Genomic DNA, 19,899 nt, shown 5'->3' with positions numbered 1-19,899 from the left:
CGAAGGGCACACAGCTAGCACCCGGAGGCTACGGTCGCCGCTTGGAGGCCGACGTGATCATCGACTGCCACGGCCACTACACGACGGCACCGCCCCAGCTCGGCGAGTACCGCGACGCGCAGCGGTCGGCGCTTGAGGCCGATCCGGATTACGTCGGCGCCAAGGGTGTGCTTGACATCAGCGACGACGAGATCCGCCACAGCATCGAGCACAACCAGCTGCGACTGCAGCGTGAGCGGGGCTCGGACCTGACCATCTTTTCGCCGCGGGCGTCGTGGATGGGCCACCACGAAGGCAACGAGCACACGTCGCGCTTCTGGTCAGAGCACTGCAACGACCTCATCCGACGTGTGTGCGATCTCTTCCCGGAGAACTTCGTGGCGGTCTGCCAGCTTCCGCAGTCGCCCGGCGTGGCCATTGACAGCTCGGTGCGCGAGCTGCGCCGTTGCGTGGAAGAGATGGGCTTCATCGGCTGCAACGTGAGCCCCGACCCTTCCGGCGGGTTCTGGACCGGCCCGCCGCTGAACGACCGCTACTGGTGGCCGCTGTGGGAGGCCATGGCCGAGCTGGACGTGCCAGGGATGATCCACGTCAGCGGCACCTGCAACCCGAACTTCCATGCGACGAGCTCGCATTACCTGGGCGCCGATACCGCGGCATTCGTCCAGATGATGATGAGCGACCTGTTCGCCGACCATCCCGGGCTGCGTTTCGTCATTCCCCACGGCGGGGGAGCAGTGCCGTACCACTGGGGCCGGTTCCGGGGCATGGCCCAGGACATGGGCCTGCGGCCGCTCGACGAGCTGCTGCTGGACAACGTGTGCTTCGACACCTGCGTGTACCACCAACCGGGCATCGACGTGTTGGTCAAGGTGATACCCGCCAAGAACATCTTGTTCGCGTCGGAAATGGTCGGCGCGGTGCGCGGCATCGACCCCACCACGGGCTTCAACTACGACGACACCAAGCGCTACATCGACGCGGCAGACCTCAGCGACGAGGCCCGCCGCATGATCTTCAGCGAGAATGCCCTGCGGGTGTACCCGCGGCTGGCTGGCGCCTTGGACGCGCAGCGCAGCACCGCTGGGGCGGCAGACCGGGAGGGATGATGGCAGCCCAACACATCGTGAAGCGCACCATCGAGCGGGCCGACCCCGACGTCATCGCGGGGCTCGGCAAGGCCGGCACCGCCACCGTGCACGAGGCAATCGGCCGCCGCGGCTATCTCGGTCCCGATCTGCGGCCTATCCAGCAGGGCACACGGGTTGCCGGCTCGGCAGTGACGGTGCTGTCGCATCCCGGCGACAACATCATGATTCACGCCGCCGTGGAGGTATGCGAGCCGGGCGACCTGCTCGTGGTCACCAACACGGCGCCGTCCACACACGGCATGTTCGGTGATCTGCTGGCGTCGTCGCTCATGGCTCACGGCGTCGTGGGCTTGGTAATGGACGCTGGCGTCCGAGACACCCTGGATCTGCGGGCCATGGGCTTCGCGGTGTGGACCCGGCACATCTCGTGCGAGGGCACGGTCAAGAACACGCCAGGTTCGGTGAACGTGCCGATCAGCATCAACGGCGTCATCATCGAGCCGGGCGACGTGATCTGCGGTGACGACGACGGCGTGGTGACTGTGCCCCGCGCCGAGGCAGCGTGGGCATTGGAGCAGTCCAACGCCCGGCTCGACAGCGAGGCCGGTACTCGGGCACGCCTGCAAGCCGGCGAGCTGGGACTCGAGATGTACGGGCTGCGCCAGAAGCTGATCGACCTCGGCGTGGAGTGGATCGAGTGAGCGCAGGCCCTCATGATCTGGCAGCCTCGGGCGTTCGCTGCATGGTCATGCGGGGCGGCACCTCCAAGGGCGCTTACTTCGTCGCCGGCGAGCTGCCCGACGACCCCGACGAGCGTGATTCGCTGCTGGCGCGAGTGATGGGCTCGCCCGATCCGCGCCAGATCGACGGTATCGGCGGCGCGCACCCGCTGACCTCCAAGGTTGCTGTGGTGTCACGGTCGGCAGAGCCCGAGATCGATGTGGACTACCTGTTCCTGCAGGTCGGTGTCGACGACGGCTCGGTGGGTGATCAGCAGAACTGCGGCAACCTGCTGGCCGGAGTCGGGCAGTTCGCGATGGAGCGCAGGCTCATTGAAATCGCTGGCGACGAGGCGCATGTGCGGATACGCATGGTGAACAGCGACTCGGTGGCGACAGCCACGTTCCCGCTGGACGCCGGCCTCCCCGCCTATGACGGCGACACGGCGATCTCGGGGGTTCCCGGAACGGCGGCCGAGGTCCAGCTCGACTTCGAGGCCACGGCGGGTTCGACATGTGGGGCGCTGCTGCCAACCGGTGCCATCGCCGATGTGATCGACGGCATCGAAGCAACCTGCATCGACAACGGCATGCCCACGGTTGTGCTCCGGGCGGCTGCTCTGGGCATCGCCGGCGACGAATCGCCAGCCGCGCTTGAGGCCAACGAGCTGTTCCGGCGACGCTTGGAGAACATCCGCCTGCGGGCCGGCGAGCTGATGAACCTGGGCGACGTCAGCACCATGACCGTGCCGAAGATGACGCTGGTGTCCGCGCCCCGCGCCGGCGGGAGCATCTGCACCCGCACCTTCATCCCGCACCGGTGCCATGACGCCATCGGCGTGCTGGGTGCGGTAAGCGTGGCCACCGCGCTGCGGCTCCCGGGAGGCGTCGGATCGGATCTGCTCGAACCCGGCGACGACCCCGACCTAGTGCAGATCGAGCACCCGACGGGCACCTTTGCCGCCCGAGTCGAGCTTGCCGATGGCCCTGCAGGCCCGGTCGTGGGGCGGTCCGGCATCGTTCGCACTGCCCGCAAGCTGTTCGACGGCCTGGTATTCCCCAAGAGCCCAGCGTTTCCGACGAGCGCGTCACACCAAGGGCGCGCGTGACAGCGCCCACGATCCTGCCGCCTCACCCCTCGCCGCATTCGCCGACGGCGTTCACGCCGCCGCCGGGGGCAACCGACGCGCACTGCCACGTGTTCGGCCCCTCGCACCGGTTCCCCTTCGCCCCCGAGGCCACCTACACGCCGCCCGATGCTGGCATCGAAGACTTCGAGGTGCTGCAGGAGCGCTTAGGGCTGTCGCGAGCAGTTTTCGTGCAGGCGAGCTGCCACGGCACCGACAATGCCGCCATGGTGGATGCGCTCGTGCGGGGAAACGGCCGATATGCCGGTGTCGCGATGATCGATGAGTCGTTCGGCGATGCCGACATCGGTGCCCTGCACGACGCCGGGGTGCGCGGCACCCGCTTCAACTTCGTCGCCCACCTCGGCGGCGCACCCGACCTTGAGCTGTTTTGGCGGCTGGTCGACCGGGTGCAGCCCTTCGGCTGGCACATCGTGCTGCACTTCGACGCGAAAGACCTGCCGCACTACGGCGAACTGCTCGACCGGATGCCCTGCCCGTACGTGATCGACCACATGGCCCGCGTCGATGCAACAGCCGGCCTCGGCCAGGAGCCGTTCGAAGCCCTGCTCGAGCTGATGCGCGACGAGCGGGCATGGGTGAAGGTGTCGGGCGCCGAGCGGCTCACTGCCGAGGGGACCCTGCCGTACGACGATGTCGTGCCCTATGCCCAGGCGCTGATCGCGGCCGCGCCCGAGCGCATCCTGTGGGGCAGCGACTGGCCGCATCCCAATGTGCGCCACATGCCTGACGACGGCGATCTCGTCGACGTGCTGGCCGCGTTCGCGCCCGACGAGTCGACTCGCAACCGGATCCTGGTCAGCAATCCCGAGACGCTCTACGACTTCGGCTAGCGGCTGAGCCCGCGAGCGAGCACCACTATTCTCCGCCCGACTGACCGATCCAGCGGGACGAGCGACGCAAGCCCGCGACGAGGATGCAGTGATGAACACCCAGGTCATCATCGTGGGCGCCGGCCCGGCCGGGACGCTGCTCTCACACCTGCTGGGCAGGGCAGGCATCGAACACGTCGTGCTCGAGCAGCAGTCGCGTGCCTATGTGCTGGGCCGCATCCGTGCCGGCGTCCTCGAGTGGGGCTCGGTGGAGATCCTGCGCAACGCCGGGCTGGGCGACCGCATGGACCGCGAGGGACAGGTTCACGACACGATCAACATCGCCTGGCGCGGCTCGGAGATGCTGTCGATCGACTCGCAGCGGCTGATCGGGCGCCGGATGATGGCCTACGGCCAGACGAACATCCAGGAAGACCTCTACGAGGCTGCGGACGCAGCCGGCAACACGATCGTCTTCGAGGCCCACGACGTACAGATCAGCGACCCCGCCCGCCGGCCGTCGGTGACCTTCGTGGCCAACGGTGTCAGCGAGCGCATCGACTGCGACTTCGTGGCCGGCTGCGACGGCTCTCACGGCGTGAGCCGCGCCGTCATCCCGGCCGGCGTCCGCACCGAGTTCGAGAAGGATTATCCCTTCGGCTGGCTCGGCATCCTCTCGGAAACCCCGCCGCTGCCGCACTTGCTGTACGCCAACCATCAGCGGGGTTTCGCGCTGTGCAGCATGCGGAACCCGATGCTGAGCCGGTACTACGTGCAGTGCCCGCTCACCGACACGGTCGACGACTGGCCCGATGATCGTTTCTGGACCGAGCTGCTGGCTCGCATCCCGGCCGACAAGGCAGCACAGATCCAGACCGGGCCCTCGATCGAGAAGTCGATTGCGCCGCTGCGCAGCTTCGCCTCCGAGCCGATGCGCTACGGCAATCTGTTCCTTGCCGGCGATGCGGCGCACATCGTGCCTCCGACCGGCGCCAAGGGTCTGAACCTGGCGATCTCCGACGTGCACTACCTGGCTCGAGCCTTCGCCGATCACTACGAGCGGGGCGACGACGGCTACCTCGACAGCTACTCAGCAATGGCGCTGCGGCGCGTTTGGGGGGCCATGCGGTTCAGCTGGTCGCTCACGATGCTGCTGCACCGGTTCCCCGACATGAGCGACTTCGACCAGCGCGCGCAGGAGCAGGAGCTGTACCACCTGTCCACGTCGCCATCGGCGCAGATCGCCTTCGCTGAGCAGTACGTGGGCCTGCCGCTGGAGAGCTAGGCGCTCAGCCTCTTGCTTCCCGCTCTTGTTCCCAGTCTCGATTCGATACGGGCTCACGGGCCGCTCGGGCCACGGCTTCGCCTAGCGGCTCAGCCTCTTGCGTTCTGCAGGATCAGCAGGCCGTTGCTGGTGTTGGAGGTGGGCACGTGGTTCATGCGGAACACCTCGTCGACCCTTTCGTCGAGCACGCCGCGCATCACGAACCACATCACCAACTCGATGCCCTCTGAGCCCGCCTCGCGGATGTACTCGGTGTGCGGGCGCAGGCAGCCGGCGTCGGGCTCGGCGACCAACTCGTCCATGAACGCTGTGTCGAAGTCTGCATTGACGAGGCCCGCCCGTTCGCCCTGCAGCTGGTGCGACATGCCGCCCGTGCCGAAAACGGCCACCCGCAGCCCTTCCGCAGCCAATCCCTCGTAGCTGTCGAGCGCTCGCCGGATGGCCCGCCCGAGGCTGAGGCATCGCTTGCCCGACGGGGGCGGGTACTGGATCACGTTGACGCAGATCGGAATGACCCGGCATGGCCAGGCGTGGGGCTGGCCGTACATCACCGAGAGCGGAACCGTCAGGCCGTGGTCGACGTCCATCTCGTTGACGATGGTGATGTCGAACTCGTCGCCGATCAGCGATTCGGCGAGATGCCAAGCCAGTTCGGGATGGCCCTGCACGGCCGGCACCTGGCGGGGGCCGTAGCCCTCGTCGGCAGGCTGGTACTCGGCCGCCACGCCGACAGCGAACGTCGGGATGAGCTGCAACGAGAAGGCCGAGGCGTGGTCGTTGTAGACGATGATGCAGACGTCGGGCTGCTCGGCGGCCATCCACTCGCGTGCAGGCTGGATCTTGTCGAAGTACGGCCGCCAGTACGGCTCTTCCTGCTTGCCGTTGTCGATGGCGGCTCCGACGGCGGGCACGTGCGATGTGCCGATGCCACCGACGATTGTGGTCATGAGCTGTGCCCCGCTGTGCTGCGTATTTCAGGGCTCTGCGGCTCGGGGCTCTGATCCGCAGGAAACTCGCCGGTGCGGCGGTTGCCGTCGACCGGGCGACCGCCGTCGATCATCATCTGGTTGAACTCCCCGCCGCTGACGCCTGACATGGCACCGCCGACATCCTGCATGGACAGGCCGTCAAGCGCAGCCAGCTTGAACGTGTAGTAGATGTTGCCGCCGAGCTGGAGCATGCCCAGCCAGTCCCGTTCGAGGACCGCTCGGCGCTGTTGCGATGTCAGGTCGAAGCCGTCCAGGTAGGCACGCTCGTCTGCCCGAAATCGTTCCCGGTTGGCTTCGGCGTTCAGGCTCATGCAGAACATGTTCAGCTGGTAACCCTGCTGCGATCTGCGACCGTCGAAGACGTAGGTGCCCGGGATGTCGTCGTAGTCACGTGCCCGTGCCATGGCACCTCCTTGCGCATCCGAGACTATTGATAGAGCACGGGAGCCGAAGAGGGGAGCGTCGTGAAGATCATCCTGGCCGGAGAGGGCGCTATCGGGCACAAGCACATGGCAGCGCTGCGGCGCATCGACGATGTCGAGGTGGTCGCCCTCGCTGGTGGCATCGCCGACGACACCGAGGCCTTCGCCAGCGAGTTCGGCATCGAGCGGTGGACGACCGACTTGGGCGAGGCGCTGACGCTCGACGCTGACGCGGCCATCCTGGCCACGCCCACGCAGCTGCACGCAGCGCAGGCCATCGAGACCATGCGCGCGGGCAAGCACGTGCTGGTCGAGATCCCGATGGCCGACACCCTTGCCGACAGCGAAGCCGTGGTGCGTGTGCAGCAGGAAACGGGCGTGACCGCGATGGTGTGCCACACCCGCCGCTTCAATCCGAGCCATCAGTGGATTCACGAACGCATCCAACGCGGCGAGCTGACGTTGCAGCACCTGGTTGTCGAGACGTTCTTCTTCCGGCGCGAGAACCGCAACGCGCTCGGCAAGCCGCGCACCTGGACCGATCACCTGCTGTGGCATCACTCGTGCCACACGGTCGACCTGTTCGGCTACCAGACAGGCCAACGCATCACCGCAGGCTGGGCGCAGCAAGGGCCCACCCATCCCGAGCTGGGCATCGCCATGGACATGACCATCGGCATGAGCGTGCCGTCGGGAGCGCTGTGCACGCTGTCGCTGTCGTTCAACAACGACGGGCCGCTCGGCACGTTCTTCCGCTACATCTGCAATAACGGCACCTACATCGCCCGCTACGACGACCTCGTGGACGGCTATGACAATCCGGTGGATCTGTCGGGTGTGGCGATCTCCGACGACGGCATCGAACTGCAAGACCGCGAGTTCATCTCGGCCATCCGTGAGGGCCGTGAGCCCAACGCGTCGGTCGCGCAATGCCTGGGCGCTATGGAGACCATCGACATGCTGGAGAAATCCATGAGCGAGCGCTGATTGCGATGTTCGGCCGACAATGGCACCGCCATATCCCGTGACGCGCTATCAAATGGGCCATGGCGGAGCTACGAAGGTCTGACGCCGACCAGCTCGCCTACGACGAGGCGTTCGATCGTGACGGCAACGTCCGGCCGCTCTACGCCGCCATCGTGGAGCGCTTCTCCAACTTCGACGTGGCCGAGCTGCGGCGCCGCGAAGGCATCATTGAAGAGGAGTTCCGCCGCCAGGGCATCACGTTCACGGTGTACGGCGATTCGCAGGGCACCGAGCGGACCTGGCCGATGGACCTGTTTCCCCGGCTGATCGCCGCAACCGAGTGGCAGGAGATCGAGCGGGGCCTGGCCCAGCGCGTCACCGCGCTGAACCGGTTCCTGGCCGACATCTACACCGGCGAGGGAGCGGCCATGGCCGACGGCGTCGTGCCCGCATGGCTGGTGCAGTCGTCGGACGGCTTCGAGCGCAACGCGTTCGGCGTGAGCGTGCCGCATGACGCCCACTGCGTCATCGCCGGCATCGACCTGGTGCGCGATGCCGAGGGCCAGTACCGGGTGCTCGAGGACAACCTGCGCAACCCGAGCGGGATCAGCTACGTCATCGAGAACCGGGCGGCGATGACCCGAGCGTTCCCCCGTGTCTGGGAAGACCACACCGTGGAGCCAGTCGGCCAGTACGGCCGCATGCTGCGCACGGCACTCGAATCGGTGGCGCCCACGGGGGCCGGCGAGAAGCCGCTCATCGTGATCCTGACGCCGGGCATCTACAACTCGGCGTACTTCGAGCACGCGTTCCTGGCCCGGGAGATGGGCGTGGAGCTCGTGGAGGGGCCCGACCTGGTGGTGGACGAGCATGTCGTGTACCTGCGCACTATCGAGGGCCTGGTGCCGGTGGACGTGATCTACCGGCGCATCGACGACACCTTTCTCGATCCGGTGTCGTTCCGCCCCGATTCCACGCTGGGCGTGCCGGGGCTGCTCGGCGCCATGCGCGCCGGCACGGTCACCGTCTGCAATGCCGTCGGCAACGGCGTGGCCGACGACAAGGCCATCCACCCCTACGTGACCGACCTGATCCGCTACTACCTCGGCGAGGCGCCGATCCTGCCCAACGTCGAGACGTACGTGATGTGGGAGCCCGATCAGCGCGCGGCGGCCTTCGACCGTCTCGACGAGCTGGTCATCAAGCCGGTGGGCGAGTCGGGTGGCTACGGCATCGTCATCGGGCGCAACGCCACCGACGAGGAGCTGGCGAACGCACGGGCCGAGATCGAGGCAGACCCGCGCAACTGGGTGGTCCAAGAGGTGGTGGAGCTGTCGACGCTGGCGTCCATGTGCGACGACGTGCTCGAACCGCGCCACCTCGACCTGCGACCCTTTGTGATCACCGGGGAGCGCACGCAGGTGTTTCCCGGCGGCTTGACGCGGGTGGCGATGCGCAAAGGTTCGCTGATCGTTAACTCCTCCCAGGGCGGCGGCTCCAAGGACACCTGGGTGCTTGCCCCGCAGGGATCGCAGACATGATCCTCGCCCGGCACGCCGATTCCCTGCTGTGGGCCGGTCGCTATCTGGAGCGGGCCGACACCATCGCACGGTGCGTGTCGGTGGAGACCAACGCGGTCATGCACCGCCAGGCCACCGAGGCACGTCTGGCCTCGCGCCGGCTGGTGCAGGCGCTCGGGCTGCAGGACGCGTTCGTGGCGGCCCAGGTCGGCACCGGCCCGTATGCCGTCATGGATTTTCTGGTCTCTGACGACTCGCATCCGGGTTCGGTGGTGTCGTCTGTGGAGGCGGTGCGGGAGAACCTGCGCATCGTGCGCGACCGCATCCCGGTGGAGCTCTGGGAGGAGGCCAACAGCCTGCACATTCTCATGCAGAGCGCCAAGTCGGTCGGCGCTGCCGCTCGGGAGCAGACCGGCGGCGAGGTGTCGCGCATGTCGGTGATCACGGCCCGGCGCGGGTGTCGCTCGCTCAGCGGCGTCATGACCGAGTCGATGAGCCGCGACGAGGGGTACGCGTTCATGGAGGCCGGCCGGCTGCTTGAGCGGTCGATCCTGACTGTCGAACTGCTGAAATCGGGTCTGGGCACCGGGGCCGACGTCTTTGACGGCAACCGTCTGCTGGCGTTCACGCATTCGCTGCAGGCCGCACGGCGCGAGCTGGGGCACTCGCCGCAGTGGCATGCAGTCGCGAAATTCCTCCTGCAGCACGAGCAAATGCCCCGCTCGGTGCTGTGGTGCCTCGGACGGGTGGAGCTGCGCTTGGAAGATCTCGCCGCGGCCGCGGGGGCCGTCGCCACACCCCGCCGGCGCGCCGGAGCACTGCGGGCGCACTTGGAGTACGGCGAGCTCGACGAGCTGCTGGCCCAACCCGAGGCTGAGCTGGCGTACCTGGGCTCGGCGCTGGCCGAGCTAGCTGCCGATGTGCACGCCAGCACGGTGGCGAGATCGAGTTTCGCCGAAGTGCATGCGCAGTTCGTGCGACCTGGAGACGGGAACGGCAGGCCGCAATGAGACTCGACATCGCCTACCGGTTGCACTTCACCTACGCCGAGCCCGTTTCGGAGTCGCAGAACGAGATCCGCGTACGGCCCCGTGACGACCTGCGCCAGCAGGTGCTGTCGTACCGGCTGACCACCACGCCGGCGACCCGTGTGCTGCAGACACGCGATTACTTCGGCACGACTGTCGACCACCTGGGCATGCGTGCATCGCACGACGATCTGCTGGTGATTGCCGAGGCTTCCGTGGAGACCACACCGACCGACAGCGCCCCGGCACCGGTGAGCTGCGAGCGGCTGGGCGATCAGCAGTTCGTCAACGAGCACGTCGAGTACCTGGCGCCGTCCCAGCATGTGCAGTGGGACGAGCTGGTCAACGAGGTGGCCTCATGGGCCGTCCGCGGCGCCGCCGATGACGTATGCGAGCGCGTGCAGGCCGTAGCCCAGGCAGTGCCCACGGTGCTCAGCTACGAGCGCGGCTCCACCACCATCGGTGTGACGCTGGAGGAGCTGATCGACGGCGGCCGAGGGGTCTGCCAAGACTTCGCCCATCTGGCCGTGGGCATGCTTCGCTGCATCGGCATCCCCGCTCGCTACGTCTCCGGCTACCTGTTCGCGCTGGATGAGACACGGCTCGACGAGAGTCCCGGTGACAGTGCACCTGCAGCCGGCGACGGAGTGCCCGGCAGCGGCGCCGGTGCCGACGGGAACAGCCACGGGCTCGTCGGCGAGGACGTGTTCACTCCCGAACGTGCACCGGCTGCGAGCCCGGCCGCCATCTCGGTGCAGACGCACGCGTGGATCGAAGCCGCAGTGCCCGGCTACGGCTGGCATGCGCTCGATCCCACCAACGGCGGATCAGTGAGCGAGCGGCATGTGGTGATTGGCTACGGCCGTGACTACAACGACGTCCCACCCGTGCGCGGCGTGTTCAACGGATCAGCCGATGCCAAAGTGGACGCCGAGGTGATCATCGCCCAGCCCACGGCGCCGGTCTCGATGGTCACCGAGCCGATCCGCCGCCAGGCCCGCGTGGCGGTCAGCCCGTCCACAGATACGTCTGCCCAGCAACAGGCAGCGCAGCAACAGCAGCAATAGTCAAGGCCGGGGCGCCGCTACCAGGGATCGATGGGGTGCTTGCGCCCCTCGCGCCGTGCCGGTGTCGGGAACGTCGCGAGCAAGCGGGCGATCAGGTCTCGCGTCTCGGCCGGATCGATGATGTCGTCCAGCAGGAACGACCGAGCGTATTCCAGGCCGGTGTTGCGCTCCTTCCACTCCGCGACGCGCCGGTCTCGGATCTGACGCTCCGTAGCCTCGTCGGGCGCAGCTTCGAGCTCGTCGCGGAACACGATGTTGACCGCGCCTTCGAGGCCCATGCCGCCGAATTCGGCGGTCGGCCAGCCGACATACAAGTCGGGATCCAGCGCGTCGCAGCCCATTGCGTAGTAGCCGAGGCCGTAGGCCTTGCGCAGAATCACGGTGAGGATCGGCACGTCGGCGGTGCTCAGCGCCACCAGGGTGCGGGCGCTGTGACGCACGATTGCTGATTTCTCGGCAGCCGTCCCGATCATGAAGCCGGGTGTGTCGCACAGGAACAGCAGCGGCAGGTCGTAGGCGTTGCACAGCTCGACGAAGCGCGAGAACTTGGCCGAGCCTTCGGCATCGATGGCGCCCGCCCCGAACATCGGGTTGTTCGCGAGCACGCCGACAGGGTGTCCTGCGATGCGGCACAGCGAGGTTGACAGGCATCGGCCGAAGAGGGGGCGAAGCTCCATCACAGAGTCCTCGTCGGCCAGCGTCGCCACAATCTTGCGCACGTCGTAGGCGCGGCGCGGGTTCTCCGGGACTATGGACCTCAGCGGCGTCTGATCGTGCGCGACCGGCGGCGGAGGAGCTGCCACGTCGGTGAAATACGACAGGTACCTGCGCGCTGTCTGCAGGGCCTCCGCTTCGTCCTCAACTACCAATTCGACGGTGCCGGTCCGCTCATGCAACGACATGGGGCCCAGTTCCTCGGGGGTCAAGTCCTCGCCGGTGGCGGACCTCACCAGCGGGGGTCCCGACAGTCCCATCGTCGAGTCCCTCGTCGCAATCACCACGTCGGAGGTTCCGGCGATGTTCGCCTGCCCCGCGAAGCTCGGTCCCGACAGGATCGTGACGATCGGCACCAGTCCCGACATCTTTGCCAGCTGTATGAAGGTCGTCACCGTGCCGCTCGCGTAGTACAGCTCGGTGGCGCGCGCTCCGGCACCTTCGGACCAGAAAATGACCGGCCAGCGGTTTCGCTCGGCCACCTCCATCATCCGGTCCACCTTGCGATGGTTGTGCGGGCTCTGGCTGCCGCCCATCACCGTGTAGTCGTAGGTGAAGGCGCACACCGAAACGCCGTCCACGAGACCGACGCCCATGACGAGGCCGTCGGCTGGCGCGTCGCCCAGTGAGCGGATCTGGGGCTGTGCGAGCTGGCCGTATTCCACGAATGTGCCGGGATCGAACAGGGCGGCGATGCGCTCTCGGGCGGTCCACCGGCCGCGGGCGTGCTGCCGGGCCACCGCTTTGGGACGCGCCTCGTCCAGCGTCGCCTCCTTTGCGGCCATGGCCTTAGCCAGCAGCGGCGGCACATCTGGTTCCGGAGAAGCTTCGTCACTCACGCAGCAAGAACCTAGAGATCGCGCGGGCGGGCCGCGTCCGTGGCGTTAGGGTGCGCGGCGTGAAGCCGACAGAGGACGTGTTGGCGAAGCGGCGGGCGCGAGTGGCCAAGCGCTGGGAGCTCGCCGACGAAGTAGTGGTCTTGCGCGCCGGCGAGCCGGCGGGCTGGTCCGGTACCGATCAGCACTTTGCGTTCCTGCCCCATCCCGATGTCGCCTATCTGGCGGCGGTGGGCTCGCCCGGCACGACGCTGGCGTTCGACGCCGCCGCTGGCGAGTGGGAGCTGTTCGGGCCCCGTTTCACGCCCGAGCGGCTCGTCTGGGAGCAACCGCCGACACCGGTCGGTCAGCCGCTGGACGAGTTGGAGGTCTGGCTGGAGCAGCGCAGCGACCGCGCTGTCATCGAGCTGGGCGCCGGCGCGACCATGCCCGAGGTGCTGCCCCCGCCGGCCACGTCAGAGGACGGCGAAGCGCAAGACCCTGTGAACGCCGTGCTGCGTCTGAGTGCCGCGATCGCGCTCGAGCGCATGACCAAGGACGATGCGGAACTCGACGACATCCGGCAGGCTGCTGCGGCCAGTACGGCGGGGTTCGAGTGGGTGTACCAGCATGCGGCGCCTGGCATGACCGAGCGTGAGATCCAGGTCGGCATGGAGGCGCAGTTCTACGCCGCAGGAGCACCCCGGGTGGCCTACGACAGCATCGTGGCCTCCGGGCCGCATGGCGCCTACCTGCACTACGTCTACGCAGGCGACGACCCGCTGCGTCCCGCGACCCGCACAGTTGAAGCTGGCGACCTGCTGCTCATCGACGCCGGCGCACAGTTCGGCGGCTACGCCAGCGACGTCACCCGCACGATGGTCGTGGGTGCTGATCCCACCGACGAGCAGGAGTTCCTGTGGAAGCTGGTGCTCAGCGCCCAGCAGCAGACCATCGACATGTGCCGTCCCGGCATGGTGTGGAAGGAGGTGCACCTGGCTGCCGCCCGCATCCTCGGTGCGGGCCTGGTCGAGATGGGACTGCTGCGCGGCGACCCCGTCGAGCTGGTGACCCAAGGCGCCGTCGCCCTGTTCTTCCCCCACGGCCTCGGCCACCTGCTGGGACTGTCGGTGCACGACATCACGAGCGTCCCCTACAGCCGCGAACCCAGCGACGATCCGCTGCTGTCGAGGCTGGGTCCGAACCGTCTCCTCGAGCCGGGCATGGTCACCACCGTCGAGCCGGGCATCTACTTCATCGACGCACTGCTCGGCGACCCGGCCCGGCGGGAGAAGTTCGCCGAGAGCGTCGTGTGGGATCGCGTCGATGAGCTGCGGGACTTCGGCGGCATCCGCATCGAGGACGACGTGCTGGTGACCGACGGAGATCCCGAGGTGCTGACCGCCGCTATCGGCAAGCCGATCCGTATCGGCTGAACCGGATGAGCGAGCAGAGCTACGACGCCGTTGTCATCGGGGCGGGCGTCATCGGCAACGCCGTCACCTGCGAGCTGGCCCGGCGTGGCTGGCGGGTAGTGGGTGTGGATCGCAACCCTGGCGCCGGCCAGGGTTCCACCAGCTCGTCCTCGGCCATCGTGCGGTTCACCTACTCCACCCGGGCGGGCGTGGCGATGTCGTACGAGGGTTTGCAGTACTGGCTGAACTGGCCCGATCACATCGGCGACTGCGACGAGGCCGGCTACTCCACGTTCACGATGTGCGGGATGCTGACGCTGATCAGCGGCGACGGCCCGCACCTGCTGCCGGTGCCGCACTTCGACGCGCTCGGCGTGCCCTACGAAGTCTGGGATCGTGACGAGGCGGCCGCCCGGCTTGGATTCTTCGATCTCTCGCGATTCGGCCCGCCCCGGCAGATCGCCGATCCCGACTTCTGGGCCGAGCCGACATCGCAGCTGGACGGTGCGCTGTGGACGCCCGAAGCCGGCTATGTCGGCGACCCGCAGCTCGCGGCTCACAATCTCCGGCTGGCGGCGGAAGCCGCCGGGGCAGAGTTTCGCTTCGGCGAGACCGTGGTGGGGATCGCCGGATCAGGTCGAGCCGAGGGCGTCGTGCTGGCGGATGGCGACGTGCTGGCTGCGCCCGTGGTCGTGAATGTCGCCGGTCCGCACAGCAGTGCCATCAACGAACTGGCGGGCGTACTTGACGACATGACGGTCAGCACCCGGCCACAGCGCAAGGAGGTGTACCACGTGCCCTCACCGGCTGGGGTCGACTTCGAGCACGTCGGCGCGGCCATGGCCGACGACGACTGCGGCTGCTACGTGCGGCCCGAGGTGGGCAACAACATCCTGATCGGCTCGCTCGAACTCGACATGGCGGACCTGGAATGGCTCACCGCCGACGAGGTCGACGATTGCTCGCAGGATCTCACCCGTGAGCAGTGGGAGACCCACGTGCTGCGGTTCGCCCGGCGCATGCCCGACCTGGGATTGCCGCACCAGCCGAGGGGCGTCGTGGGCGTGTACGACGTGACTGACGACTGGATCCCGATCTACGACCGCACGTCGCTGGACGGGTTCTACGTGGCTATCGGCACCAGCGGCAACCAGTTCAAGAATGCTGCGGTGGCCGGTCACTGCATGGCCGAGTTGATCGGTGCGGTCGAGGCCGGCCACGACCACGATGCGGATCCGGTCGTGGTGACCGGCAAGCACACCGGCTTCGACATCGACATGGGCACGTTCTCGCGCAACCGTGACCTCCACGGCTCGTCAATGTCCGTGCTCGGTTAGGTGGTCCTCAAGCATGTGCGCCCGCTGCGGAGGCGGCAGGACCCTCAGCGACCAGCGACCAGCGACCAGCGACCAGCGATTCAGCAGGTCGCAACGTCGCAGAGTCTCCTGCCGCCTCCGCAGCTATGGCATTCGTGCCGCATCGCTAGCGCCAGGCGAATACGGGCTGTTCCAGTTCGTCGACGCGGGTGTTGAGGCCGTCGTAGGCGACGGCGCGGAATTGGTAGAGCACCGCGCCGGTGGGTGCATGGATCAGGTCGCCGCCGATGGGGACCTGCACGACGGGACGGTCGCTCTCAGGGATGCTCACGAATCGGGGGGAGTCGGGCCGGATCAGCTCTCGCAGGGACACCCGATGCACTGAGGCCACCTCGGCCGGATTTGCCACCGGCTCACGGTCATCAGACAGCCAGAACACGAACGGGCTGATGACATAGCCCGAGCGGGTGGGGTAGTCGTCGAGCTGGCCGAGCAGGTCGTCGCCGGTCAGCTCCAGGCCGACTTCTTCGGAGCACTCCCGGATTGCCGCTTCGAGCACGGTCTCGCCGTCGTCCACCCGGCCTCCTGGCAGCGCCCACTGGCCGCGGTGGCCCCGCAGGTGTGAGCCTCGCCGCGTCAGCAGCACTGATGCACCCCCGGCTGTCCCCTCGACATCGCCGGTCAGCGTCGGGTCGTCGACAGCTCCCGGAATGTCCGCCAGCAGCTCGCGCCGTTCTTCGGCACCCAGGCCGCTGAAAGCGGGATCGGATCCGTGCAGGTCGGCGTCGCTGTCCAGCACGATCACTGCAACCGCCGCATGCTTGCGTCCCTCGCCCGGGTGCTGCCGCACCTCATGGCGGGCCAGGTTGGCCACCAGCCGTTCCCGCAACGCGGCGTCGTGCGCGATCTCGCCAGCCGGCCTCACCGCTCGACTCGGGCTCGACGCAGCGCTCGACATGGCCGCAGAGTCTGACACCACGACTCTCCCGCTGCCTGTCCGACGAACACGGGATGCAGTCAGATCTGTAAGCGGAGCCGCCGGTGAGCCGCCCTCGGGTGCGATTGCTCTCTACCATCGCTGGGCGTGAACGCTCAGCGTCAGATCGTGCTGGTGGGCTTCCTGCAGGCGCAGAACTGCACGACCATCCCCGCCGCCTGGAGGCATTCCGACGCCCGCCACGACGTCACCAGCTTCGATTACTACCGGCACATCGGCCAGGTGCTCGAAGCGGGCTGCTTCGATCTTGGCTTCTTTGATGACCGGCTGGCGATGCCCGACATGCTCGGTGGCGACCACCGTCACACCGTCGAGGCGGGCATCCGTTGCGTGAAGCTCGACCCGGTCACGGTGCTGACCGCGATGGGCATGGCCACCACACGGCTCGGCTTGGGTGCCACTTACTCGACCACCTACTACGAGCCCTTCCATGTCGCTCGGGTGTTCGCCACGCTCGACCATCTCACGGGCGGACGAGCGGCGTGGAATGTCGTGACGTCAGTTAACGACAACGAAGCCCGCAACATGGGCTTGGCGGAGGCCCCCGCCCATGACGTGCGTTACGACCGGGCCGATGAGTTCATGGAGGTGGTGCACGGCCACTGGGACACGTGGGAGGCCGACGCCATCGCCGCCGACCGGGCGACGGGGCTGTACGCGCACGGCGATCGGGTGCACCGGCTCGACCACCGGGGCCAGTGGTTCACGTCTCGCGGGCCGTTCACGGTGCCGCGCACCCCGCAGGGGCACCCGGTGGTCATCCAGGCCGGCCAGAGCGGCCGCGGCACCACCTTCGCCGCCCGCTGGGGCGAGCTGCTGTTCGTGAGCCAGGTGCGGATGGATGCCGCCGTGGAGCACTACGCCGCGGTGAAATCACAGATAGAGGCACTCGGCCGCGATCCGGACCACGTCAAGATCACCAACCTCACATTCCCGGTGGTGGGCCGCACCATGTCTGAGGCCGAGGACCGCCGTGCCGCCTACGACGAGCTGCCGACGCTGGTGGACGACCTCTCGCTGCTGTCGGAGGGGCTGAACTTCGATTTCGCGAGCCGTGAGCTGGACGAGCCGCTCTCCGACGACGACCTCGACGCCATGACCGGCATCCAGGGCATCCGCAACCAAGTGCTGCAGATCACCGGGCGGGCCAACCCCACCGTGCGCGACTTCGTGCAGGTGTCAGGCCGGGGTCGGCTGGCCCACCCGACCGTGGGCGGGCCGGTCGAGTTGGCCGACCACTTCGAGGAGTGGTTTACCGAGCGCGCCGTCGACGGCTTCGTGATTGCGGGCACCCACATGCCGGGAGCGTTCGAGGACTTCGTCGAGCTGGTCGTGCCCGAGCTGCAGCGCCGCGGCGTGTTCCGCACCGAGTACGACGGCACGACGCTGCGCGACCACCTCGGCCTGCCCGTTCCCGAGCCGGGAGCCTGGCGCCTGCAGTAGCTGCTCCCGCTCGCAGCAACGTCGGATGGTGCAGGTGCAGGGGCAGATGAGCCGCAGTGTTCGGCTGGCTCAGCGCAGCGTCGGACGCGCGTGGGCAGCCAGCTCACTTGCGGTGGCCGTGTGGAGACTTCCGAGTGCGGTCACCTGGGCGAGTGCATCGTCGAGTACCTGCGCCCGGAAGGGCTGACCTGCAAGCCAAGGACGCAGCGTGAGCATCAGCAGGCGACTTCCGGCCGGGTGCTCGGCACCGTCGCGGTGCATGCGGGCTGCGGCGCCGGTGATGATGTCGCGCCAGCCTTCCAGCGACACCCGCCGGTGCCACAGTGCGAACTCGTCGTCGGCTTCGAGGAACAGCGGCAACGACACCATCGGCGCCGCGCCCTCGGGCCGCTGCACGCCGGGCAGCACGCCTTCTGTCGTGATTGCAACGGGCTGCTCGTCGTTGGGCCAATCGAGCACGGTGTCGACCCCTGCCTCTGCCAGCAGCGCTGGCGTGCGGAACGACTCGACCCCCTCGGCGGAAAACCATGTGGTCGGGCGGGCGCCGGTGGCCGACTCGATCGCGTCGAGGCTCCGGGCGATGGCGTTCCGCTCTTCTTCTTCAGTGTTCTTGGATGTGATGAGCCGGGTGGCTGCGACGCCCCGACCGGCGATCTCGCATCCACGCTCAGCCAGATGCGAGACCAACCAGCCGTAGTGCTCCGCGGTCAGCGCATCCACGGCGATGGTGGCGGCGACACCGTGCCGCTCCAGCAGGTCAACCAGGCGAAATATGCCGACCCGGTGGCCGTACTCGCGGATCGTGAGCTGGGGGTAGTCGGGAGCGGGCAGCCGTGCCAGACCGCCGCTGCGACGGCGCAGCGAGTAGGCGTCAGGGGGAGGCTCCCACTCGACGTGCTCGAGCACGATGACCGCGCCGACGGCCAGCGGGCTGCGATCGGGCCATTCGAATCGGGGCCGGCTCGGTAGCGGCGACCACTCGTAGTAGGGGTGGTCCATGCCGTGCTGGTGCTGGGCCGGGCCGAACTCGTAGGCCTGGGCTCGGTCACCACTAGCGGGGCCCCCGGCGACCTGGCCGGCGGAGCCCGGGCTAGCAGCGGCGGTGCCAGCCGAGCCGGTCGCGGCAGGCGCCACGACCTTGGGGCGATCCGTCGGCGGCTCAGGTTCGTGGGCGACGAAATCGTCGTAGTGATGATCGAGGTAGTGCTGGGCGATCTGGCTGGCGGTGGTCTGCCACACGTCGTCGTGGCTCATCAGGTAGTCGAGCATCGCTGCGAGTCCGTCGACCCGGTGCGGCATGCCCATCAGGTAGGGGTGCAGCGCCACGCACATCACCCGGCCGCCGGCGCCGTCGTCGGCTTCGCGCCGCAGAACATCGAGCTGGGCCCTGGCCATCTTCACGAACTCGTCGGTGTCGAAATGCTGGGTGAACACCGGCACGTCGTTCAGTTCCATCGAATACGGCACCGACACCAGCCGCTGACCGCTGCGGGTTGCCAGCGGCACGGGCTGGTCGTCGTGGAACCAGTCGGCGTGATAGATCAAACCCGCCTCGGCCATCAAGTCGGGCGTCGCCGCGGTGTTGGACACGGCAGGGCCGAGCATTCCCCGCAACTGCTGGCCGGTGTGGCTGCGCAGCGCCTCGATGCACTCGATGTAAAACGCCCGTTCTGCGGTCTCGTCAATCGAGGAGATGTAGCGGGTGTTGTAGATGCCGTGGGACATGATCTCCCACCCGCGCTCGACCATGGCAGCGCCGACTTCGGGGTAGTGGTCGAACACTGCGAGATTGGTGGAGGCCGTGGCGACGACGCCGAATCGGTCAAGCACCTCTGCCATGCGCCAGAAGCCCACCCGGTTGCCGTAGTCGCGGTAGCCGTAGCCCTGCACATCGGGATGCGGCGAGCGTGTCCAGGTGTTGCGCTGGGGGTCCCGCGGCGGCAGGAACTCGTAGTGCTCCACGTTCGGAGCGATCCACAGTGCCACCCGCGCATCGTTCGGCCACCGGATACGCGGCCGGTCCACGATCGGCAGGTACCTCGCCCGGTGCGGCGCCAAGCTGCCCGGCAACGGTGAAATCAACCCAGGTGACTTGTTGTCCATGCCTGCGACGCTACGCGCGTCCTTTGCCGACCAACAGGAGTGGCGGCCG

17 protein-coding genes are annotated in these 19,899 nt (G+C 67.8%); 12 read left to right on the top strand and 5 right to left on the bottom strand.

What is annotated here, in order from left to right; genetic code table 11:
• The first annotated feature begins 53 nt into the window (after positions 1-53).
• The 5 genes from ACOQPE_RS16160 (at position 54) to pobA (ending at position 5,055) form a co-directional block, all read left to right on the top strand.
• Entirely contained in the window at positions 54-1,109 is a 1,056-nt protein-coding gene (locus ACOQPE_RS16160; RefSeq protein WP_420611413.1) for an amidohydrolase family protein, read from the top strand.
• Positions 1,109-1,792, top strand: coding sequence for a 4-carboxy-4-hydroxy-2-oxoadipate aldolase/oxaloacetate decarboxylase (locus ACOQPE_RS16155; RefSeq protein ID WP_420611412.1), 684 nt, complete (start codon positions 1,109-1,111; stop codon positions 1,790-1,792). The genes ACOQPE_RS16160 and ACOQPE_RS16155 overlap by 1 nt, the downstream gene beginning before the upstream one ends.
• Before the next feature lie 41 nt (positions 1,793-1,833).
• A complete protein-coding gene (locus ACOQPE_RS16150) occupies positions 1,834-2,919 on the top strand; it encodes a 4-oxalomesaconate tautomerase (RefSeq protein WP_420611411.1) in 1,086 nt (361 codons plus the stop codon).
• Positions 2,916-3,791: an amidohydrolase family protein gene (locus ACOQPE_RS16145; protein ID WP_420609887.1), complete on the top strand. Its 876-nt coding sequence runs from the start codon at positions 2,916-2,918 to the stop codon at positions 3,789-3,791. The genes ACOQPE_RS16150 and ACOQPE_RS16145 overlap by 4 nt, the downstream gene beginning before the upstream one ends.
• Positions 3,792-3,882: 91 nt before the next feature.
• Entirely contained in the window at positions 3,883-5,055 is a 1,173-nt protein-coding gene (gene pobA, locus ACOQPE_RS16140; protein ID WP_420609886.1) for a 4-hydroxybenzoate 3-monooxygenase, read from the top strand.
• Between the two features lie 89 nt (positions 5,056-5,144).
• Here pobA and ACOQPE_RS16135 read toward each other — a convergent pair whose 3' ends face one another.
• Both ACOQPE_RS16135 and ligA read right to left on the bottom strand, forming a co-directional pair.
• On the bottom strand, positions 5,145-6,002 hold the full coding sequence (locus tag ACOQPE_RS16135; RefSeq protein ID WP_420609885.1) for a class III extradiol dioxygenase subunit beta: 858 nt from the start codon (positions 6,000-6,002) through the stop codon (positions 5,145-5,147).
• Complete coding sequence (gene ligA, locus ACOQPE_RS16130; protein WP_420609884.1) at positions 5,999-6,448, bottom strand: protocatechuate 4,5-dioxygenase subunit alpha; 450 nt, start codon at positions 6,446-6,448, stop codon at positions 5,999-6,001. Before ligA ends, ACOQPE_RS16135 begins: the two co-directional genes overlap by 4 nt.
• A 60-nt stretch (positions 6,449-6,508) precedes the next feature.
• Here ligA and ACOQPE_RS16125 point away from each other — a divergent pair, with 60 nt between their 5' ends.
• From ACOQPE_RS16125 to ACOQPE_RS16110, 4 genes are read left to right on the top strand one after another with little or no spacing between them, the layout of a single operon-like run.
• Positions 6,509-7,453 carry a Gfo/Idh/MocA family oxidoreductase gene (locus ACOQPE_RS16125; RefSeq protein WP_420609883.1) on the top strand — a complete coding sequence of 315 codons (945 nt, stop codon included), beginning with the start codon at positions 6,509-6,511 and terminating at the stop codon, positions 7,451-7,453.
• A 59-nt stretch (positions 7,454-7,512) separates the two neighbouring features.
• A complete protein-coding gene (locus ACOQPE_RS16120; RefSeq protein ID WP_420609882.1) occupies positions 7,513-8,973 on the top strand; it encodes a circularly permuted type 2 ATP-grasp protein in 1,461 nt (486 codons plus the stop codon).
• Positions 8,970-9,962, top strand: coding sequence for an alpha-E domain-containing protein (locus ACOQPE_RS16115; RefSeq protein WP_420609881.1), 993 nt, complete (start codon positions 8,970-8,972; stop codon positions 9,960-9,962). Before ACOQPE_RS16120 ends, ACOQPE_RS16115 begins: the two co-directional genes overlap by 4 nt.
• Positions 9,959-11,047: a transglutaminase family protein gene (locus tag ACOQPE_RS16110; protein ID WP_420609880.1), complete on the top strand. Its 1,089-nt coding sequence runs from the start codon at positions 9,959-9,961 to the stop codon at positions 11,045-11,047. Before ACOQPE_RS16115 ends, ACOQPE_RS16110 begins: the two co-directional genes overlap by 4 nt.
• Before the next feature lie 17 nt (positions 11,048-11,064).
• On the opposite strand, the gene ACOQPE_RS16105 is transcribed toward ACOQPE_RS16110, so the two are convergent.
• Entirely contained in the window at positions 11,065-12,600 is a 1,536-nt protein-coding gene (locus tag ACOQPE_RS16105; protein WP_420609879.1) for an acyl-CoA carboxylase subunit beta, read from the bottom strand.
• Between the two features lie 59 nt (positions 12,601-12,659).
• Here ACOQPE_RS16105 and ACOQPE_RS16100 point away from each other — a divergent pair, with 59 nt between their 5' ends.
• Together ACOQPE_RS16100 and ACOQPE_RS16095 are read left to right on the top strand one after the other, a co-directional pair.
• Positions 12,660-14,012 carry an aminopeptidase P N-terminal domain-containing protein gene (locus ACOQPE_RS16100; protein WP_420609878.1) on the top strand — a complete coding sequence of 451 codons (1,353 nt, stop codon included), beginning with the start codon at positions 12,660-12,662 and terminating at the stop codon, positions 14,010-14,012.
• A 5-nt stretch (positions 14,013-14,017) separates the two neighbouring features.
• Positions 14,018-15,328, top strand: a complete 1,311-nt coding sequence (locus ACOQPE_RS16095; protein ID WP_420609877.1) for an NAD(P)/FAD-dependent oxidoreductase — start codon at positions 14,018-14,020, stop codon at positions 15,326-15,328.
• Between the two features lie 145 nt (positions 15,329-15,473).
• On the opposite strand, the gene ACOQPE_RS16090 is transcribed toward ACOQPE_RS16095, so the two are convergent.
• Positions 15,474-16,265 carry an NUDIX hydrolase gene (locus tag ACOQPE_RS16090; protein WP_420611410.1) on the bottom strand — a complete coding sequence of 264 codons (792 nt, stop codon included), beginning with the start codon at positions 16,263-16,265 and terminating at the stop codon, positions 15,474-15,476.
• Between the two features lie 126 nt (positions 16,266-16,391).
• Here ACOQPE_RS16090 and ACOQPE_RS16085 point away from each other — a divergent pair, with 126 nt between their 5' ends.
• Entirely contained in the window at positions 16,392-17,747 is a 1,356-nt protein-coding gene (locus ACOQPE_RS16085) for an LLM class flavin-dependent oxidoreductase (protein WP_420609876.1), read from the top strand.
• Positions 17,748-17,816: 69 nt separating this feature from the next.
• Here the strand turns inward: ACOQPE_RS16085 and ACOQPE_RS16080 are convergent, their stop codons facing one another.
• A complete protein-coding gene (locus ACOQPE_RS16080; RefSeq protein ID WP_420609875.1) occupies positions 17,817-19,850 on the bottom strand; it encodes a polysaccharide deacetylase family protein in 2,034 nt (677 codons plus the stop codon).
• Positions 19,851-19,899 lie beyond the last annotated feature (49 nt).

The organism is Candidatus Poriferisodalis sp. (assembly GCF_965219595.1).
Taxonomy (GTDB): domain Bacteria; phylum Actinomycetota; class Acidimicrobiia; order Acidimicrobiales; family Poriferisodalaceae; genus Poriferisodalis.
Note: the sequence above shows the minus strand (reverse complement) of the source record. Positions and strands in the feature narration are given on the sequence as shown.